The sequence below is a fragment of the Mycobacterium adipatum genome (genome assembly GCF_001644575.1).
Taxonomy (GTDB): Bacteria; Actinomycetota; Actinomycetes; order Mycobacteriales; family Mycobacteriaceae; genus Mycobacterium; species Mycobacterium adipatum.
In genome coordinates this window covers 26,473-44,680 of sequence record NZ_CP015597.1, presented here as the reverse complement: position 1 = coordinate 44,680, position 18,208 = coordinate 26,473, and the positions used below count along the sequence as shown (strand labels likewise).

The window sequence follows — 18,208 nt, the reverse complement described above, 5'->3', positions numbered from 1 at the left end:
CAGCGGCCAGTCGCGCAGCTGAAGCACGCGGCTCGTGCTCTGGGCGGGCGTTCTGACTCTCGCCAACGTCCTGGCCGACCTTGTCATCGGCTCGCCGATGATGGTGCTGCCTCAATTGATGAAGCACTTCGACACCGATCAGGCCGCGTGGATCAATGCCGGCGCGATGCTGGCCGGGGCCATCTGGTCACCGCTGCTGGCGCAGAGTTCCGACATCTTCGGCAAACGACGAGTCTTGCTCGTCACACTGCTCATCGCCGGAATTGGGGCGCTGATCTGTCTGCTTGCGCCGACACTGTGGGTGTTCCTGGTGGGCCGCTTCTTTCAAGGCGCCGCCTTTGCCGCGATCTTCCTCACTGTCGCTTTGACGCAACAGATTTGCAGGCCACCAGCGGCGATGGCGTTGGTTGGGGTCTTGACGTCGGGGTCGTCGATTGTCGGGATCGTTGAGCCGTTTCTCATGACCCCGATCATCGAGATGTTCGGGTTCCGCAGCGTGTTCGTCGCCGCCGCGATCCTGGCTGCGGCGGCTGCACTCGGCGTGCGCGTGTTCATCCCGGAATCCCCGATCCGCACCGGAGGCCGGATCGACGTGGGTGGAGCCGTTCTGCTCGGTGTCGGGCTGGGGGCGACGCTTGCCTATCTCAGCCTCGGCAGCGATGCCGGTTGGATGTCTAGGGGCATGCTCGTGCTGGTGTCCATCGGGCTCGCGGCGTTGGCCGGGTGGGCATTTCTCGCCCTGCGAGTCGAGCAACCGATCGTTGATTTCCGTGCTCTGAGCCGTCAGATCCTGTTGACACTGTTGGCTTTGGTGCTGGCCGCAGGCGCGTTCCGCAGCATGCTGCAGCTGACCGCTATCACCGCCCACGTCTCCCCTGATCTCGGTCTAGGCTACGGGTTGGGCTCCGGCGATGCGATCGCCCTGCTGCTTTCGGCACCCCCAACCTCGGTATCGTCCTCGGCGGCGTGGGCGCTGGATGGATCGCGGGCCGGATCGGCCCGGCGGTTCCGCTGCTGGGCGGCATCACGCTCGGTGCAGCGGCGACTCTTGCGCAGATGGCGGGGGTGTCGATGCTCCCACTGGCGGTAGCCTGCGGTGCCGTGCTCGGCGTGGCCGCCGGTGCGATCGGCGCCTCCGGCTACAACCTGGCCACCAGCCTCGCAACGCCCGAACGGCAAGGCACGACAGCCGGTCTGGTGTCGGTGGTCCTCGCCTTGGGCTCAGTCGTGGTCAATATCGCCGGCGGCGAAGTGCTCAAAGCCACCCAAGTGGCCGGACTGGGGGCGGACGGCACCCCGGTCAGCACCGTCACCGGCATCTACCTCTATATCGCCCTCGCCGGAACAATCGTCATCCTGGCCACCATCCCGGCGATCAAGCTGGTACGCAACCACTCTCGAGAGCCGAACCTCGACCATGAAAGACCAATCAGTGACACTACCCCGGGCTGAAGACCAAAGCGCAGAGCGGGCTGGCTCCACCGTGCGAGCCGGGGTATTCGACGTCGGCTACATCGATGATGGCGACGGGGTGCCATTGGTCCTCATTCACGGCGGCGAGAGCGACCGTCATCAATTCACTGTCTTGCGCCGGCACCTCGGCGCCGGACTGCGGGTGATCTCCTATGACCAACGCGACTCCGGACTCACCACGAATCCACCAGCACCCTATGGTTTGGCCGATCTTGCCGACGATCTCGTTGCTCGCCTGGATGCTTTGAAGCTTTCAGCAGCCCACGTGCTAGGTACCTCTTTCGGGGGCGCGATTGCCCAACATGTCGCCCTGCGGCATCCGGCCCGGATTTCCTCCCTCATCCTGGTCGCCACCACACCGAGCTACGCCCTCGGCAGCCCGATCGTCGATGCGCTGCTATCCATGTCCCACCAAGACAGGCAGAACGCCGCGACAGAACTCTTCTTCACCCCCAAGGGCCGCTCACAGCTGTACACCCCACCCGGTCAGACGCTGACCAAACGCACTGCCGAACAGAGCCGTCGGCGGCGAAACGCCGCCCGCCAGCACGACATTCGCGACCGCCTTCCGAGTATCGCAGCACGGACTCTTATCCTGCACGGTACCGAGGACCAGCTGGCGCCCTGGGCCGGCGCCCTCTTGATGGCCGAACAGATTCCGAACGCCGAACTACAGTCGATCGACGGTGGTCGCCACGCCATCGCAATCGAGTTCGCCAACACCATCGCCGCCCGGGTGCGAGAATTCCTCCCGCTGCTCAAACCGTAAGCCCGCACGTCCGGAGACCGACTCGATGTCAATTAGAATTGCAGCGCCAAGGCGACCTCGGCGCACATCGCGACAGACGACTCGCACCGACAGTGCTTCATAGTCGGTTGCCGCGTTCTTCAGTGGCGTCCGGTGACTGATCGGGTCAGAAACCACACCGCTGCTACCACGGCGGCGCATCCACCCATCTGAGCCGCGCTCGGGCGCTCGTTGACCAACAGCATGGCGAACCCGACTGCCATGACGGGTTGAGTCAACAACAATGCCGCTCCGACATCGGCAGATACCCGCGGAAGCGCAGCCGAGATCAGAGTCCAGCCGAGAATCTGACTGCTGAGAGCAAGGACCGCTAGCCATCCCAGGGAGCTCCAGCTCGGGGTGAGATCGACCGGATCCCAAAACGATCCCACACCGGCGCCGACGATGCCCGCTGTCGCAGTCGAGACGAATACCTGAGAGGACAGGCGCTTGGCGACCCCGGTGCGACCGATAATGAACAAATAGATCCCGTAGGTCACCCCGGCGGCCAAGGCGAACACGGTGCCCAGCAACAGCTGGCCGTTGTCGCCTCTCTCTGTTACACCGCCGGCCACGGCGGCGCCGGTGAGCAAGAGCGGCAGCATTGCGACGAAACGTAACGGCGGACGAATGCCGAGGAAAGCCCAGGTGAGAACGGGAACCACTACTACCTGGATGTTGACCACCACTGTGGAGATCCCCGCTCCTACCAACGTCACCGACTGCGCCCACAGCGCGAAGTCGGCGCCGAGCATGGCGCCGGCAAGGATCTGACTTGCCAGAATTCGGCGAGAGGGAAGTCCCCTGCGCCTGAACTCGCGACCGGCGAAATACGCCAGTAGTGGCGCTGCCATCAAACATCGGAAGAATGTGGAGGTCGATGAAGAGGTTTCTGACAGTTTGATAAAACTCCCGGACAACGCGGTCGCCGCCGCCCCGGCCAAGACGGCGGCTCTCGCATGGTAGAAAGCTTTCACCCACGACGTAGGTGGTTACGAACCGTGAGCACCCCGAGAAGTGTTACCAGTGCGGTGAACACGATGTAGTAGGACGGTGACCGCGCGTCGTCGGTCACCGAGACGAGGTAGGTGGAGATCATGGGTGCGGTACCGCCGAACACGGCGACTGATACGTTGTGGCCGATCGCGAATCCGCTGTAACGGACGCGGGTTTCGAACAGCTGGGTACCCATCACGATGCAGCTACTCAGCGCGGCCACAAAGAACGCTATGGCGCCGTGCGCCACGTACGCCGCGGCGAGATTTCCCGTGTTGATCAACATGAAGAGTGGATACGCAGACACGGCGAACCCCACGCTCGCGGCAAGCATGATTGGCCTGGGTCCGCTGCGGTCAGAGAGGGTGCCCAACAGCGGCAAGGTGATGATCGGAACCATACAGGCGACGATCATCGACACGAATGACTCGGTGTCGCCGTAGCCGAGCTTGTGATAAAGGGCGGGCATGTATGCGAACGCCACATAGAAGGCCGCCACCCAGCAAGAGACTAGGGCAATGAGCTGCAGGATCGGACGCCAGTGCTTGGTGATCGTCTCTTTCAGAGGTGTCTTGGTGACCGAGCCGGCATCCTCGAGGGCGCGGAACTCGGGTGTCTCGTCGAGCCTGCTGCGGATGTAGAGCCCGGCGATGCCAAGCGGACCAGCCAGCAGGAAGGGAATACGCCAGCCCCATGAGGTCATGTCCTGTTCTGTTAGCGCTGTGGACAACCCGGTAATCAGAACGGCGGCAAAGAGGTAAGCCAGAAACGTTGACGCCGGTAGGAACGAGACGAAGAACCCGCGGCGTTGCCTGGGCGCGTACTCGGCGATGAATATGGCACCCCCACCGTATTCGCCTCCGGCGGCGAAGGCCTGGACAAATCGCAAAAGAACCAGGAGTAATGGAGCCGCGACCCCGAGTGCGTCGTAGCTCGGGAGCAGTCCCATTAAGAAGGTGGCGGTCGAAGTCGCCAGCACGACGATGGCTAAGGTGCGGCGCCGGCCTATTTTGTCGCCGAGGGGGCCGAAGAAGAGACCGCCGATGGGGCGCATCACGAAGGCGACGGCGAAGGCGCCGAAGGTGAATAGCAATCCGGTGGTCTCGTTATCCGAGGGGAAGAAATTCGCGGCGATGTAGGTGGCGAGGTAGGCATAGATCGCGAAATCGAACCATTCGACGAAGTTTCCGACGGCGGCCCCGGTCACGGCTTTGCGCACCATCGCAGGGCTGACTGTGGTGGTCTGGTCGACGGAGGTTTGGCGGGTTTCAGGTTTCATTCGGTAACTCCCGATAGTGGGTCATTTGTCTGCGCGACAGGGACGTGGGCACTTCTGTGCTCAGGGCTGCAGTGGGACGACATCGGGAAGCGGTGCTGGGTCGACGAAGCGGCGTAGCACGTTGCCGGTAATGCGTGCGACGTTGTTGTCGTAGCGATTCGAGGACAGGCTGCCGCACCAGGCGATGGAGGACGTGCTGAACATCCCGCCGCCATGCGCGGTGGTGAAATATGTTATGTCCCCACGTACGCTGGGATGCTCGACTCCGTGAATTGCAGGACGGGCCACGCTCATCTCTTCGGTGGCGAGCAGGTAGTTGCGGGTGTGCGCAGTCGAGCTGGCCAGCAGCATGGTATGTGGTGGGGTGCCGAGCTTGAGGTCGTACTTGTCCACCTCGAAGCCCGCGGCACCTGCGCCGATCAGACCGAAGTCGCCGATGCGCTCAGTTGGGTCGACACCCTCGAAGATCCACTCGACACTGGGCTCTCTAGCGTCGGGCAGTTGAACGTAGTAGGAGCAGGAGTCGAACCCGAACGCTGAATGCCCAGTACCCCATACCTTTTGGGGTGCACGATTGCGGTATCGCCACAGACCTCCTCGTTCCCCGGAGGTGCTGTGGTAGTTCTCGCCGGGTGTGGTGCGGTTACGGGTCGTGCCGGACTCTCCCTTCCTGACCTCCACCACCCAGGGTTTCTCCGGGTGCAGCGAACTCACCCAATACATTCCGTTGCCTCCGAGATACATCCCGCGACCGCCGTTGGCGAGATAGTCCTCCCAGGCGTCGATCATGGAGCTGGTGTAATACTCCGGGTGCGTACCGGTGATCACCACCCGGTACCGTGACAAAAGTTCTGCACCTTGCTCGATGAGATCGTGATCGGTTGCTACGTCGAATCCCAAACCTTCGGCGTTGAGCCAGTCAACGAGATAGAGGTCTGCCGAAAAGCCCCAGGGGGCAGCGAATTCGCGGTGTCGATGCATTGGGCGCATGTTTACGATGGGCCTTCGCCAGCTGCTGTACTTCACGATGCGGCCGTCGGCGTAGGTGTCGTAGAGGGACAACCCGTAGTCACGCGTGTGGATGTTGAGCTCTACGTCGAAGTCGTGTAGCACGTAGGTACGTCCCGGGGCGCCCTGCCGGGCTGGTAACGCGGGCTTGATCTGCCAGTTGGCGTAAGCCAGGTAAGTGCAGGTGGGTATCAGAAACAGGATGTCGGCGGTGGCAGTGCCTTTCGGAGGCAGCACGAATAAGGGAATGTGGTCAACGGCATCGCGGCAACGAACGCGTAGCGCGTAGCAGTCGCTCGGCAATGAGTGGGGAATTGTCAGCTCGATGTTGGGAATCCAGCGGCAGTCATCGAGTGAGTCCTCATGGAAATGGATCGCTCCGTATTGGTGTGGGGCGTGCCTGAAGTTTTCTTCGCTGCTGTCCCAGTTCCAACCGGTGACTGCGCGCTCGGGCTGGTTGATGCAGCGGCCGTGCAAACCGTGGTCCGTCACGTCTCGGATCTCATCGGAGTGGCTGCAGGCCGAAAAGTCCCACGCTGCCAGAGCAGACGGATCTGTCGGGACGTTACCGCCAGAGAGGGCGGTGATGGCCACCTCGGGGAGAGCGCGACCGTAGAGGGAAGGCGAATCCACCTTGCCGTTGAAGATGTCGGTGACCCATGTGCGACCCGATAGTGTTGCCGACTCGGCGTTTCCACCGATCAGTACTGGTGTGCAAGCATCTGCGGGGCGAATGTGACATGGAGCCTCCACTGTGCTGTCCGAGTCAAGGGGCACCACTGGTCCAAAGACGCTGTTCACCCGGTTCAGCACACAGCGTTGGGTCAGGCGCAGCGTCGCGGAGTCTGGATCGAACACCACCGTGACCGAGTACCACACGCCAGCGAACAGCGCTCGGTCACTGACGATCTTAGCAGTGACGCCAGCTCCGTCACCGAGACGTGCGGTCAATCGACCCTGTTCGATACCTAACGTCCACCCGCACGATCTGTCCGCAGCCCAACGGCTCAAGATGGCCTGCTGAGAGTGATGCGGCAGGCTCGCGTTGATGAAGGCATGTAGCGTCAATCCTGCTGAGCCAACGGCGGTTCCATGGTCATCGATCTCGGCATAGCTGCCGAACTGGGTCCGCTGCGGCGCTATCGGATAGTGGCCGTTGACGGGGCAGTCGATGACTTCTTCGCGGAATCCGGGGCCGGCGGGGTTGGTATCACCGTGAATCAGCCTGACGAGATCGACCCGGCATGTGCCGGCCTCCTCGGCAGAAAGGTGAAACCGAACGGTCTCACCGGGCGCGGCGCTGGGGCGGTCAGAATAGCCGCGTAGACCGATGTGTTGAAACTCGACGTGGTTGGCGTGCTCATTCATCTGAGGCTCCCAAGTGATTCGACCCTGAGGACGAACACCGCATGGGCGGCGGCGTTCTCGTCGGGGAAGCTTCGCTGGTCGATGAAGGTCGGTGGCGCTCCGCGCTCGGTGAGTGTGGCGATGCGGTAGTCCAACCAGGGACGCTGCGCGTAGACGTAAAACTTGCCGAGCGTGGGGTGTCCACGGAAGAAGTTCAGCAGTATCTGTAAGGCCTGGCTCTGCTCGCCGGCCCTACTGAGAGGGTTTCGCTCGTGTTCCTCCACAATCTCTGGATGCTTTTCCAGTAGTGCGCGTACTGTCGCGGTTCTGCTGGCGTCGTAGAAAAGGAACCAGTCCGCCTCTTTGTCACGCAGGCAAGTGGGATCACTCAGGGCAAGTGCAGCGTTCGCACCGCCGCAGGTTGGTCGTGTTGCAAGTGCGTTGTCGACGGAGCCGACCGGCATGCATATCTCCTCGGGGCAGACGCTTCCAGGTACAGCCTGAGTGTGTGTGGCGTCACGTCGACCACGCGTCGCGCTGCCATTGAATGAGAAGGTATTGGGGCGCCATGCACGTATTGACAGACCCCCAATGGGCATTTCAAACGAGTCACTCGGCAACCGAGCATCGAGGAAAGTGTCTTTTCCATTGATTGGTAGAAAGCTCTCGGCGTGGTGCGTTGGGGGTTCATAATCGGGGCAGAGGAGGCGGCAGTGGCGCGGTCGACATCGGGCGAATCAGTGATGGAGCGAGTGCTTCGCATCATCGAGGCATTCGACGTGAGCACGCCGGTACTCACGGTCTCCGACATCGCCCGCCGAGCTGACCTCCCTGTGGCGACCGCGCACAGGCTGGTCAACGAACTGATCGAGCTGCGCATGCTCGAGCGCGACGGTGAGCGACGGATCCGGATTGGACTACGGATGTGGGAGTTGGCTTCTCGGTCTTCGCGGGTGGTCCGGCTGCGTGATGTCGCAATGCCATTCATGGAGGATCTGCACGCGGTCGTGCGGCAACATACGCAGTTGGGTGTGCTCGACGGCGACGAGGTACTGCACATCGAGCGGTTGTCGGCTCCGGGATCGATGGCTAACGCCACGTATGTCGCGGGCCGGCTCGCCGTACATGCTTGCTCGGCCGGTCTGGTGTTGTTGGCATTCGGCCCGGAGGATGTTCGTGAACGTCTTTTGGCCCGGCCGTTGAGGCGCTACACCCCTGCGACTGTGACCGATCCGCAGCAGCTGCGACAGATCTTCGCTGACATCCGTACCCAGGGCCACTTCCTCGCTGATCGGATGTGCATTCCGAACGCCGTCGGTGCCGCCGCACCGATTTTCGACGCCAATGGTGACATTTTGGCCGCCCTCACCATCGTGGTGCCCAGCGATGCCAACCGCATCGTCGGGCACATCCCTGCATTGATGACCGCAGCGCGTGGTATTTCACGCGCAGTTGGCATGGCGGGGTTCAGTTTGATGCTGCCGATGGCCAGTGACGCCAAATTCCTTGCCATTCATCGGAATAGTCGACCCTGAGCAGCGATCCCCCGGCAGAGTATTGCGTCGTGGCGATCTTCCTCATTACCTACGAGTACACCGACGATGCTGGCGGGCGGGAGAAGTATCGGCCGGCACACCTCGACTTCATCAGTGAACTCGCGGACAGAGGTGCCCTCTTGATTTCAGGACCTCTTGGACCGACCGAGAGTCCGGGGGGACGAATCGTCGTTGATGCGGCCACCAAGAGCGAAGCATTGGCACTCACTGTCGGTGATCCATTCCGCGTCAACGGGTTGGTGTCCCAAGCCACGGCAGTGGAGTGGCTTCCGATCTACGGACGCCTTGCAAGGGAGATATGAGCGATGATGACGACGTATGAAACCGATGTTCTGGTGGTGGGGTCCGGCGCCGCCGGTCTGTCCGCGGCCATCGCAGCCCGAAAGCAGGGATTGAACGTCTTGATTGTGGAGAAGGAACCGTATCTCGGTGGCACGAGCGCCATTTCAGGCGGATGGCTGTGGGTACCGGGCAACCGCCAGGGACGCGCGGAGGGCGACACCCGAGAGGAAGCGGAGGCTTACATCAAGGCCCTGGCGAGCGACTCGTATGACAGCGCAGCGGTGGCGCGATTTCTCGACGGTGTTCCTGAAGCACTTGACTTCTTCGAACGGGAAACCGAGGTCGAGTTCGTGTACCCGGAGATGGCGCCGGACTATCAGATGGAGGCGTCTGGGGCGAAGCGGTCTGGTCGTGCGATCACTGTCCAGCGTGCTGATGCCCGTATTCTCGGCGACGATCGTTTACGCGTGCAGCCTTATTTGTATACCTATACGGTGTTCGGTTATATGCCCGAGGTTGGACAGGAACTCAAGACGTTCCTCAAGGTTAACCAGTCTGCCAGAGCGTTCAGCTATGTGGCGCGCGTGCTCTTGCGGACGTGGTGGCAGACCGTGGTCTGCAGGCGCTCCCTGACCCGGACCAACGGCAACGCCTTGATGACGCGCTTAGTGGCGACGGCCCGTAAGCTCGACATCCCTATGTGGACCTCGGCCCCGGTTGTGAAGCTGGATTCGACCGAGGGTGTTGTCACCGGCGCGCGCGTCGGCGGTAACGAGCCGTGTCGAGTGCATGCCAGGGTGGGTGTGGTACTCGCGGCCGGCGGCTTCGGCGGCAACGCGGAATTGCGTAAGCAGGCCTTCGAGCACGATGCGTTCGGTGACAATCACGTCACTGCCACCGTCGGTCACGGCGGCGACAGTTATCGACTGGCCGCTGAGTGTGGTGGGGTCCTGGACACCAGTCCGCACCAACCGGCGGCCTGGGGTCCGGTCAGCTCTTTCCGAAGCCTCCGCGGCGAGCAGCGACTGTTTCCGCACCTGCGTGCCTTCGGGTTACCCGGATTGATTGCGGTCAACCGGCACGGTAAACGATTCGCGAATGAATCGTTCTCGTATCACGACTTCGGCACCGAGCTGATTAAAGAGAATCGCGGGCAGCGCAGCACCTTCGCCTACATCATTGCGGATCGAAAGGCGATGCGGCGGTATGGGATCGGCTATGCCAAACCGTGGCCGCTACCGACGTGGTACTACAAGCGGATCGGGTTTCTCACCAAGGGGTCCTCGATTGAGAACCTGGCCATCAAGATTGGCGTGCCGGCGGAGGCACTGCATGAGACGGTGCAGGAATTCAACGAGAGCGCGGCCAAGGGAGTAGATCCAAAGTTCGGACGGGGCTCGAACTGGTTCCACCACTTCAAAGGGGACATGGACCACAAACCCAACCCCAACCTGGCGCCCATCGACACCGGACCGTACTACGCGGTGCGGGTGCAAATGGGCGACCTCGGAACCTACGCAGGGCTAGCCGTCAACCAGCGCAGCGAAGTTGTCACCGACACCGGATCCGCGATCCCCGGACTTTATGCGGTCGGTTCGGCGGCCGTTAGCGTCTTCGGTGGGGGATACCCGGGGTACGGCGCGGTTCTCGGGCCGGCGATGGTGTTCGGCTACCTGGTGGGACGTGACATCGCAACACACGCCAAGACCAGAACGAACACACCCGCGGGCACCGTCAAACACACTGCCCCAGCACCGCTAGCCAACGACAACACCAATGGAGAACCACTATGAGCAACCACGAGACCGACCCGGTCGCGGGTCAGAACGCCCTCTGGTCACCGTTCGCACCGATGCACTCGGTGCGCCAGGCGCCGCGGGTGACCATAGTGCGAGGCGACGGGGTATGGGTCTGGGACAACACCGGACATCGCTACTTCGACGGCACTGCAAGCCTGTGGTACTCCAACGTCGGGCACGGTCGCGCCGAGATCGTGGACGCGATTAGCCACCAGCTCGGCACCCTGGAGGCTTACCACGGCTTCGGTGACTTCGCGACCGAGCCTGCGTTGCGTCTAGCCGAAGAGATCGCCCAGCGCGCGCCCATGGACGATGGCAAGGTCTTCTTTACCAGTGGCGGTGGCGATTCCATCGAGACGGCCGTGAAGATGGCCCGGTCCTACTTCGCGGCCAACGGGCAGCCCGACCGGACAGTGCTGCTGCACCGCGAGCACAGTTATCACGGAATGCACGGGTGGGGTACAGCGCTTTCCGGAATGCCGCCCAACCGCGTCGGCGAGCCGTTTGCACCCGACGTCGTACAGGTTCCCCACGATGATGCAGCCGAGCTAGACCGCATCATCGGCACGTTGGGACCAGAACGCGTCGCTGCATTCTTCTGTGAACCGGTGATCGGCGCCGGCGGCGTGATCGTGCCACCCAAGGGATACATCGAGGCAGCTGCGCAGGTATGCCGTCGACACGGCGTGCTCTTCATTGCTGACTCAGTGATCTGCGCGTTCGGACGACTCGGTTACTGGTTCGGAATAGAACGATTCGACGTTCGACCCGACCTAATCGTATTCGCCAAGGGTGTCACCAGCGGATATCTGCCATTGGGCGGCGTTGTCGCCGCAAGGCATGTCGCGGCGCCATTTTGGGACCGACCCGGCACGGTTTTCCGGCATGGCCAGACGTACTCCGGTCATCCGGCGGCATGTGCCGCTGGGCTGGCGAACATCGCAATTCTCGAGCGTGATGGCCTCCTCGATGCCGCACTCAAGTTGGAGGGGCCTCTGCTCGAGCGCCTCGAGTCCATGACCGACCACCCGCTCGTCGACCACGCTCGCGGCGGAGTGGGGGTCCTTGGGGCACTCGAACTTGAATCCGGGCACCTGGCCAGGTCACCCTCCCTACCCGCCCAACTGATGCAGGTGGTGCGCAGGCGCGGTGCGATTATCCGCCCGATGGGAACGGCGCTGGGATTCTCGCCACCGCTCGTCACCACCGAAGAGGACCTGGATTTCATGACCGACGCGGTGCGCGCCGGGCTCGATGAGGTTTACCGAACCACCTAGTCGCCACCAATCAGGGACCGTTGCGCGTCCCTAACGCGTTCGTGACAACCGTCGCCGTTGCCCTGCCACACGCCATTTGAGGGAACCATGACCACTACCACCTCCGGACTTCCCGGTCAATCCGCCATCAGTGCCGAAATTGCCGACATCGCCAGCGATTACGAGAAGCAGCTCATCGATGGGGCCAGCCGCGAGACCGCGGTACGCACCGACTATCCGCCGTATCGGTCGAGCTTGCTGCGCCACCCCACCAAGAGCCTGCACTACGCTGACCCCGAAGGCATCGAGTTAGAAGCACCCTGCTTCGGCACGCGCGATATCGATCCATTGGAAGCGGATCTGACCATCCAGTGCGGCGGCGAACCGCAAGGGGAGCGAATGGTCGTCACCGGTCGCGTCGTCGACGGCGAGGGCCGGCCTGTGCGCCGGCAACTTGTCGAGGTGTGGCAGGCCAACGCGGCAGGACGTTACGTCCACAAGCGCGATCAGCACCCCGCCCCCGTGGATCCCAACTTCACCGGTGTCGGCCGTTGTCTAACCGACGAGGACGGCTGGTACCGCTTCACCACGATCAAGCCTGGCCCCTACCCGTGGCGCAACCACCACAACGCATGGCGGCCCGCTCACATCCATTTCTCACTGTTCGGTACCGAATTCACCCAGCGTCTCGTCACCCAGATGTACTTTCCTGGCGACCCTTTGTTCGACTTTGATCCCATCTTCCAAGCCATCGTCGATCCCCGTGCCCGCGGCCGGCTGGTCGCGCATTACGACCACGACATCACCACTCACGAATGGGCGACCGGCTACCGCTTCGACATCGTGCTCAGCGGCACCCATCGCACCCCGCTGGACACCGACACCGAGGACCCGCAGTGACCGCATTACCGTCGGCCGAACTGGTCCCTACGCCCGGACAAACTGTCGGCCCGTTCTTTCATTACGCGCTGCCCTTTCCCGGCGACCGCGACCTGATCGCGCCCGGCAGCCCCGGCGCAATTCGTTTGTCCGGCACCGTCTACGACGGTGCCGGTAACCCCGTACCCGACGCGCTTATTGAGATCTGGCAAGCAGACCACGCGGGTCGGATACCGCACCGGACCGGCACATTCCGCCGCGATGGCCAGACATTCACCGGGTTCGGCCGCGCCAGCACAGGCCGCGACGGCGAATACGCCTTCACCACGGTCATACCTGGCTCGGTCGACGGGTCCTTACCGTTCTTCGCAGTTACCGTCTTCGCCCGTGGCCTCCTGGACCGCCTGTTCACCCGCGCCTACCTGCCGCTGGGTGACGCCGCACCCGATGCCCTGCTGACCTCGTTGGGCCCGCGAGCCACAGCGCTGATCACGGTGCCCGAAGAGTGGGGCTTCCGCTTCGACATCACCCTGCAGGGCGACCAGGAGATACCGTTTCTGGCCTACCCTGGACCTGCGTGATCCTGTTGTGGCCCGGTGAGCACCGCGCCGGCGACACCTTCACCGAGGCCGCGTTCCTCCATGCCATGGTGCAGATCGAGGACGCCTGGCTCACGGTGTTACCGACCACCGGGGCACTCGCCTCGTCCGCGTCGGTACTGGATTTAGTATCTGACGCGGACATGATCGATCTAATCGACGAGTCCGAAGTTCACGGCAACCCCGTCATCGCACTGGTGGCGCTACTGCGGCAGCGTCTGCGCGCGGCTGGCCACGATGACGCCGCGACCTGGCTGCACCGCGGCCTGACTAGTCAAGATGTCATCGACACCGCTCTGATGGTGTGCGCACGTCAGGCGGTTAACCGGATCCGTGGCGAGATCACCGGCCAACTCGACGCGCTGACGGACCTGGTCAACACTCACCGGAACACACCAATGGTTGCCCGCACCCTCACCCAGCCCGCCGTGCCGACCACCTTCGGCGCCAAGGCCGCGACGTGGTTACACGGTGTACTCGACGCAGCGGAGGCTCTCGCCGCACTCCGTTTTCCGGTCCAATTAGGTGGTGCGGCCGGAACACTCAGCGGACTGGTCGAACTCGTCGGACCCGCTGCAGCCCGTCGCGCCCGCCGCCGCCTCGCGAAGGCACTCACCCTCAGCGAGTCGCCGCCCTGGCACACCCAGCGCACCGCGGTGACTCGCATCGGTGACGCGGCAGTCACCGTGACCGACGCCTGGGGCAGGATCGCCAACGACGTGCTTGCACTAGGCCGTCCCGAGATCGGAGAACTGTCCGAGGGCACAGGTGGAGGCTCTTCGACCATGCCGCACAAGTCCAACCCGACCATGTCAGTGCTCATCCGGCGCGCCGCGCTGGCCGGCCCTCCGTTGGCGACCACCCTGCACCTGTCGGCAGCTGGACAGGTTGATGAACGCGCCGATGGCGCCTGGCATGTGGAATGGGACACCCTCGCAGTGCTGTTGCGGCGCACTGTCGTTTCCGCGGCCCACACTAGAAAACTATTGGTCGGGCTGCAAGTCCACCCCGACACGATGGCCCGACGACTGTCACAGATGAGTGGCGACGTGCATGCAGAACAACGCGCACTGGCAGCCATCGCCGGCCACGAACCGAGCGGCGCGTTCACCGGGTTGATCGACGACCTCATCGACGAGGCGCTCCACCGCGCCCACCATCATCTGCAGGAGATGCCATGACGGTCACCGCCGTACAACTCGCCGGCCGACCCGGCCAGCCGCTGCTCGTGCTCGGCCCCTCTCTGGGTACCTCGGTGCAGACGCTGTGGGCCGCTGTCGCCGCCGATCTCGCCGACGACTTCGAGGTTATCGGGTGGGATCTGCCCGGCCACGGCACCAACCGCGTCGTCGCGGCCGAACCGCTGCACATTGCCGATCTGGCGCACGCGTTGATGGAGCAACTCGACGGCGCGTACGCCGGGGCCACCTTCCACTACGCCGGGGACTCGGTGGGCGGCGCAGTCGGTCTGCAACTGCTCCTTGACCACCCCCATCGAGTCACCAGCGCCGCACTGCTGTGCACCGGCGCGACCATCGGCACCGCCGACGCCTGGCACAAACGCAAGGAACAAGTAGAAAGCTCGGGTACGTCGTCGTTGCTTGCCTCCACTCCGCAACGCTGGTTCAGTCCCGGCTTCGCTGACCGCGACCCTGACATCGCCGCCAGATTGCTCGACGAACTTGCCGGCATCTCCGACGAGGGATACGCCGCGGTCTGTGGGGCGTTGGCAAGCTTCGACGTGCGCAGCCGTCTTGCCGATATCAGCGGGCCGGTGCTGGCGATCGCCGGCGCCGACGACGCCGTGACCCCGCCGAGCGCACTCGAGACCGTCGCCACGCAGGTACGCCGCGGCCGCCTCGTCGTCCTGCCAGGCGTGGCGCACCTGGCCCCCGCCGAAGCCCCTCACCAGGTGGCACGACTGATCCGTGACCACGCCGCCAGCGCCGCCGCCGACCAGCGCACTGTCGCCGAGGTCCGCGCCGCAGGTATGGCGGTGCGCCGCAACGTCCTTGGCGACGCTCACGTCGATCGGGCCATCGCTGCCGCCACTGACTTCACCAGCGAATTTCAGCAGTTGATCACCGAATACGCGTGGGGCGGCATCTGGACGCGACCCGGCCTGGACCGCCGCACCCGATCGTTGATCACCTTGACCGCACTGGTAGCGCGGGGGCACCACGAAGAACTAATCCTGCACATCCGCGCAGCGCGCCGCAACGGACTGACCGTCGCCGAGATTAAAGAACTGCTGCTGCAGACAGCCATCTACTGCGGCGTGCCCGACGCCAACACCGCATTCCGGATCGCGCAAGAAACACTGCGGGACCTCGGGGATCTCGACACTCCTTGACGGCACATGGTGAGCGGAAACGTCAGTGCCGTGGCGCTCAGACGTCGAGCAATGGCACACCGAGGCGCTGGACCAGTTCTTCTCGGCTGATGCCGTAGGTGTCACGCACGGTCACGCCGGCAGCGGTGATGTCGAAGACCGCCAGCTCCGTGTACACCCGCGACACACAACCGAGTCCGGTCAGCGGGTAGGTACACGACGGAACCAGCTTGGGGGAGCCGTCTTTGGCGAACAGGGTCATCATCACGAAGACCTGCTTGGCGCCGATGGCCAGATCCATGGCGCCGCCGACAGCCGGGATGGCGTCGGGTGCACCGGTGTGCCAGTTGGCCAGATCGCCGGCGGCCGAAACCTGGAACGCACCGAGTACACAGACATCGAGGTGTCCGCCGCGCATCATGGCGAACGAGTCGGCGTGGTGGAAGTACGCCGCGCCGGGCAGTTCGGTGACCGGGAGCTTGCCGGCGTTGGTGAGGTCGGGATCGATCTCGTCGCCGACGGCGGCGGGTCCCATGTTCAGCATCCCGTTCTCGGTGTGCAGGACTATCCCGGCGCCGGCGGGCAGATGGTCGGCCACCGTGGTGGGCTGCCCGATCCCGAGGTTCACGAAGGAGCCGGCCGGGATGTCGGAGGCGACGAGCGCGGCCATCTTTTCTTTGGTCAGGGCACTCATGTCGCCACCACCTTGTTGACGTAGATGCTGGGGGTGACGACGGACTCGGGGTCCAGAGTCCCGGTGTCGACCACCTCGGCGACCTGCGCGATGGTGGTGGTCGCGGCAGTGGCCATCACCGGCCCGAAGTTGCGGGCAGTCTTGCGGTACACCAGGTTTCCCATCCGATCGGCGCGGTGAGCCCCGATCAGGGCCACGTCGCCGGCCAGCGGATACTCCAGAAGATAGGTGCGGCCGTCGATGACGCGTTCTTCTTTGCCCTCGGCCAACGGCGTCCCGACCGCGGTGGGGCAGTAGAACGCGCCGATACCCGCACCGGCGGCGCGTATCCGCTCCGCGAGGGTGCCCTGCGGCACCACTTCCAGTTGGATGTCGCCGGCGCGGTACAGCCCGTCGAACGCCCAGGAGTCCGACTGGCGGGGGAACGAGCAGACGACTTTGCGGACGCGTCTGGCCGCGAGCAGGGCGGCCAGGCCGGTGTCGCCGTTGCCGGCGTTGTTGGACACCACGGTGAGATTTGTTGCGCCTTGGTCGATCAGGGCGTCGATCAGCGCCACCGGCATGCCCGCCATGCCGAAACCGCCGATCAGGACGGTGCTCCCGTCACGGATTTCGGCCACGGCGTCGGCGGTGGTGTCGCAGAGGGTGACCATCAGCTCACCACTTCGAACACGGCTGCCAGACCCTGGCCGCCACCGATGCACATGGTCTCCAGCACGGTGCGGGCGCCGCGGCGCTGCGCTTCGTAGGCGGCGGTGGCCAGGATGCGGGCGCCGGTGGCGCCGATCGGGTGGCCGAGGGAGATGCCGGAACCGTTGGGATTCAACCGGTCATCGAGGGGATCGATCTTCCACTCGGCCAGCACCGCCAGCACCTGGGCGGCGAACGCCTCGTTGAGTTCGATCAGGTCGATGTCATCGAGGGTCAGGCCGGCCCGCCCCAGTGCTGCGGCGGTCGCGGCCACGGGTCCGATGCCCATGGTCCCGGGCCGGCATCCGGTGACCGCCCACGAGCGCAGGGCGAGCAGCGGGGTGAGCCCCAGCTTCCCGGCGTGCGATGCGGTGGTCACCACACACACTGCAGCACCGTCGTTCTGGCCGGAGGCGTTGCCGGCGGTGACCGTCGACTCGCCGTCCACCTTGCGGCGGATGGGTCGCAACGCGGCCAGCTTCTCCGCTGTGATGTCCGCGCGCGGGTGCTCGTCACGATCGACAACGACATCGCCGTGCCGCCCGGGCACGGTGACGGACACCAGCTCGTCGGCGAAGCGGCCCGCCTCGTGGGCGGCGACGGCTCGTTGATGGGAGCGCACCGACAACTCGTCCTGATCGGAACGCGAAATACCGTACTCGCGCCGCAGATTCTCTGCGGTCTCGATCATGCCGCCGGTGATGGGATGTGAGCTGCCGCCGGCAGTTTCGCGGGCGCGGTCCAGACGGTCGACCAGCGCGATACCGCCTTGCCGGACGCCAGTCCGCAGCCCGAGGGCGTAATGCTCGACATTGGACATCGATTCGGCCCCGCCGGCGATCACCGCGCGGGCCGCGCCCGTGGCGACCTGCCCTGCACCGTAGAGCACGGCCTGCAATCCGGAGCCGCACCGGCGGTCGACCTGCAGGCCAGGTACCGCGGTGCCCAGCCCGGCGTCCAACGCGGCGATACGGCCGATCGCCGGCGCCTCCCCGTTGGCGTAGCCGTTGCCGAGAATCACATCGTCGACGTCACCCTCACCGAGCCCCGTGCGGTCGACAAGGGCGCGCAGCGCCGCGACGGCCAGGTCGGTGGCAGTCAACGTGGCCAGGGCGCCGCCCATCCGGCCCACCGGCGTCCTGACCGGACTGCAGATCACGACATCCATCCCTCGACTGTAAGTCGCTCAGCAGATATTCTGAAATACTCAAATTGCACTGTTTGATAGGCA

General features: G+C 64.0%; 16 protein-coding genes and 1 pseudogene. 10 read left to right on the top strand and 7 right to left on the bottom strand.

Features of this window, described 5'->3' with window-relative positions; translation table 11 throughout:
• The first annotated feature begins 34 nt into the window (after nucleotides 1-34).
• Together A7U43_RS27895 and A7U43_RS27890 are read left to right on the top strand one after the other, a co-directional pair.
• Nucleotides 35-1,452, top strand: a pseudogene (locus A7U43_RS27895) (MFS transporter).
• Nucleotides 1,433-2,242, top strand: a complete 810-nt coding sequence (locus A7U43_RS27890; protein WP_231963885.1) for an alpha/beta fold hydrolase — start codon at nucleotides 1,433-1,435, stop codon at nucleotides 2,240-2,242. The pseudogene A7U43_RS27895 and the gene A7U43_RS27890 overlap by 20 nt, the downstream one beginning before the upstream one ends.
• Before the next feature lie 119 nt (nucleotides 2,243-2,361).
• Here A7U43_RS27890 and A7U43_RS27885 read toward each other — a convergent pair whose 3' ends face one another.
• Genes A7U43_RS27885 through A7U43_RS29915 form a run of 4 tightly spaced genes read right to left on the bottom strand, consistent with a single transcriptional unit; the run spans nucleotide 2,362 to nucleotide 7,354 of the window.
• The gene (locus A7U43_RS27885) at nucleotides 2,362-3,237 is read right to left on the bottom strand and encodes a DMT family transporter (protein WP_068003967.1); all 876 of its coding nucleotides are present in this window, start codon (nucleotides 3,235-3,237) and stop codon (nucleotides 2,362-2,364) included.
• On the bottom strand, nucleotides 3,234-4,535 hold the full coding sequence (locus A7U43_RS27880; protein ID WP_068003966.1) for an MFS transporter: 1,302 nt from the start codon (nucleotides 4,533-4,535) through the stop codon (nucleotides 3,234-3,236). The genes A7U43_RS27885 and A7U43_RS27880 overlap by 4 nt, the downstream gene beginning before the upstream one ends.
• 60 nt (nucleotides 4,536-4,595) lie before the next feature.
• Nucleotides 4,596-6,911, bottom strand: a complete 2,316-nt coding sequence (locus tag A7U43_RS27875) for a N,N-dimethylformamidase beta subunit family domain-containing protein (protein WP_068003964.1) — start codon at nucleotides 6,909-6,911, stop codon at nucleotides 4,596-4,598.
• Complete coding sequence (locus A7U43_RS29915; protein WP_156526206.1) at nucleotides 6,908-7,354, bottom strand: N,N-dimethylformamidase alpha subunit family protein; 447 nt, start codon at nucleotides 7,352-7,354, stop codon at nucleotides 6,908-6,910. Before A7U43_RS29915 ends, A7U43_RS27875 begins: the two co-directional genes overlap by 4 nt.
• Before the next feature lie 249 nt (nucleotides 7,355-7,603).
• On the opposite strand from A7U43_RS29915, the gene A7U43_RS27865 reads away from it, so the two are divergent.
• The 8 genes from A7U43_RS27865 to pcaDC all read left to right on the top strand — a co-directional run bounded on the left by A7U43_RS27865 (nucleotide 7,604) and on the right by pcaDC (nucleotide 15,614).
• Complete coding sequence (locus A7U43_RS27865; protein ID WP_068004419.1) at nucleotides 7,604-8,425, top strand: IclR family transcriptional regulator; 822 nt, start codon at nucleotides 7,604-7,606, stop codon at nucleotides 8,423-8,425.
• Nucleotides 8,426-8,454: 29 nt separating this feature from the next.
• Entirely contained in the window at nucleotides 8,455-8,748 is a 294-nt protein-coding gene (locus tag A7U43_RS27860) for a YciI family protein (protein WP_068003961.1), read from the top strand.
• A gap of 3 nt (nucleotides 8,749-8,751) precedes the next feature.
• On the top strand, nucleotides 8,752-10,521 hold the full coding sequence (locus A7U43_RS27855; RefSeq protein WP_068003959.1) for an FAD-dependent oxidoreductase: 1,770 nt from the start codon (nucleotides 8,752-8,754) through the stop codon (nucleotides 10,519-10,521).
• A complete protein-coding gene (locus tag A7U43_RS27850; RefSeq protein ID WP_231963884.1) occupies nucleotides 10,518-11,804 on the top strand; it encodes an aminotransferase family protein in 1,287 nt (428 codons plus the stop codon). The genes A7U43_RS27855 and A7U43_RS27850 overlap by 4 nt, the downstream gene beginning before the upstream one ends.
• A gap of 87 nt (nucleotides 11,805-11,891) precedes the next feature.
• Entirely contained in the window at nucleotides 11,892-12,683 is a 792-nt protein-coding gene (gene pcaH / locus A7U43_RS27845) for a protocatechuate 3,4-dioxygenase subunit beta (protein ID WP_068003957.1), read from the top strand.
• Entirely contained in the window at nucleotides 12,680-13,243 is a 564-nt protein-coding gene (pcaG, locus tag A7U43_RS27840) for a protocatechuate 3,4-dioxygenase subunit alpha (RefSeq protein WP_068003955.1), read from the top strand. The genes pcaH and pcaG overlap by 4 nt, the downstream gene beginning before the upstream one ends.
• Nucleotides 13,240-14,442: a lyase family protein gene (locus tag A7U43_RS27835; RefSeq protein WP_068003952.1), complete on the top strand. Its 1,203-nt coding sequence runs from the start codon at nucleotides 13,240-13,242 to the stop codon at nucleotides 14,440-14,442. The genes pcaG and A7U43_RS27835 overlap by 4 nt, the downstream gene beginning before the upstream one ends.
• Nucleotides 14,439-15,614 carry a bifunctional 3-oxoadipate enol-lactonase/4-carboxymuconolactone decarboxylase PcaDC gene (gene pcaDC, locus A7U43_RS27830; protein ID WP_068003951.1) on the top strand — a complete coding sequence of 392 codons (1,176 nt, stop codon included), beginning with the start codon at nucleotides 14,439-14,441 and terminating at the stop codon, nucleotides 15,612-15,614. The genes A7U43_RS27835 and pcaDC overlap by 4 nt, the downstream gene beginning before the upstream one ends.
• 37 nt (nucleotides 15,615-15,651) lie before the next feature.
• Here the strand turns inward: pcaDC and A7U43_RS27825 are convergent, their stop codons facing one another.
• From A7U43_RS27825 to A7U43_RS27815, 3 genes are read right to left on the bottom strand one after another with little or no spacing between them, the layout of a single operon-like run.
• A complete protein-coding gene (locus tag A7U43_RS27825; RefSeq protein WP_068003950.1) occupies nucleotides 15,652-16,287 on the bottom strand; it encodes a 3-oxoacid CoA-transferase subunit B in 636 nt (211 codons plus the stop codon).
• Nucleotides 16,284-16,940 carry a 3-oxoacid CoA-transferase subunit A gene (locus A7U43_RS27820; RefSeq protein WP_068003949.1) on the bottom strand — a complete coding sequence of 219 codons (657 nt, stop codon included), beginning with the start codon at nucleotides 16,938-16,940 and terminating at the stop codon, nucleotides 16,284-16,286. Before A7U43_RS27820 ends, A7U43_RS27825 begins: the two co-directional genes overlap by 4 nt.
• Complete coding sequence (locus tag A7U43_RS27815) at nucleotides 16,940-18,145, bottom strand: acetyl-CoA C-acetyltransferase (protein ID WP_068003947.1); 1,206 nt, start codon at nucleotides 18,143-18,145, stop codon at nucleotides 16,940-16,942. The genes A7U43_RS27820 and A7U43_RS27815 overlap by 1 nt, the downstream gene beginning before the upstream one ends.
• Nucleotides 18,146-18,208: the final 63 nt, after the last annotated feature.

Excerpts from the sequence above, each read along its gene's own strand:
- A7U43_RS27880 (WP_068003966.1), bottom strand. The coding sequence starts at position 4,535 with ATGAAACCTGAAACCCGCCAAACCTCCGTCGACCAGACCACCACAGTC.
- A7U43_RS27875 (WP_068003964.1), bottom strand. The coding sequence starts at position 6,911 with ATGAATGAGCACGCCAACCACGTCGAGTTTCAACACATCGGTCTACGC.
- A7U43_RS29915 (WP_156526206.1), bottom strand. The coding sequence starts at position 7,354 with ATGCCGGTCGGCTCCGTCGACAACGCACTTGCAACACGACCAACCTGC.
- A7U43_RS27855 (WP_068003959.1), top strand. The coding sequence starts at position 8,752 with ATGATGACGACGTATGAAACCGATGTTCTGGTGGTGGGGTCCGGCGCC.
- A7U43_RS27850 (WP_231963884.1), top strand. The coding sequence starts at position 10,518 with ATGAGCAACCACGAGACCGACCCGGTCGCGGGTCAGAACGCCCTCTGG.
- pcaH (WP_068003957.1), top strand. The coding sequence starts at position 11,892 with ATGACCACTACCACCTCCGGACTTCCCGGTCAATCCGCCATCAGTGCC.
- pcaDC (WP_068003951.1), top strand. The coding sequence starts at position 14,439 with ATGACGGTCACCGCCGTACAACTCGCCGGCCGACCCGGCCAGCCGCTG.
- A7U43_RS27825 (WP_068003950.1), bottom strand. The coding sequence starts at position 16,287 with ATGAGTGCCCTGACCAAAGAAAAGATGGCCGCGCTCGTCGCCTCCGAC.
- A7U43_RS27820 (WP_068003949.1), bottom strand. The coding sequence starts at position 16,940 with ATGGTCACCCTCTGCGACACCACCGCCGACGCCGTGGCCGAAATCCGT.
- A7U43_RS27815 (WP_068003947.1), bottom strand. The coding sequence starts at position 18,145 with ATGGATGTCGTGATCTGCAGTCCGGTCAGGACGCCGGTGGGCCGGATG.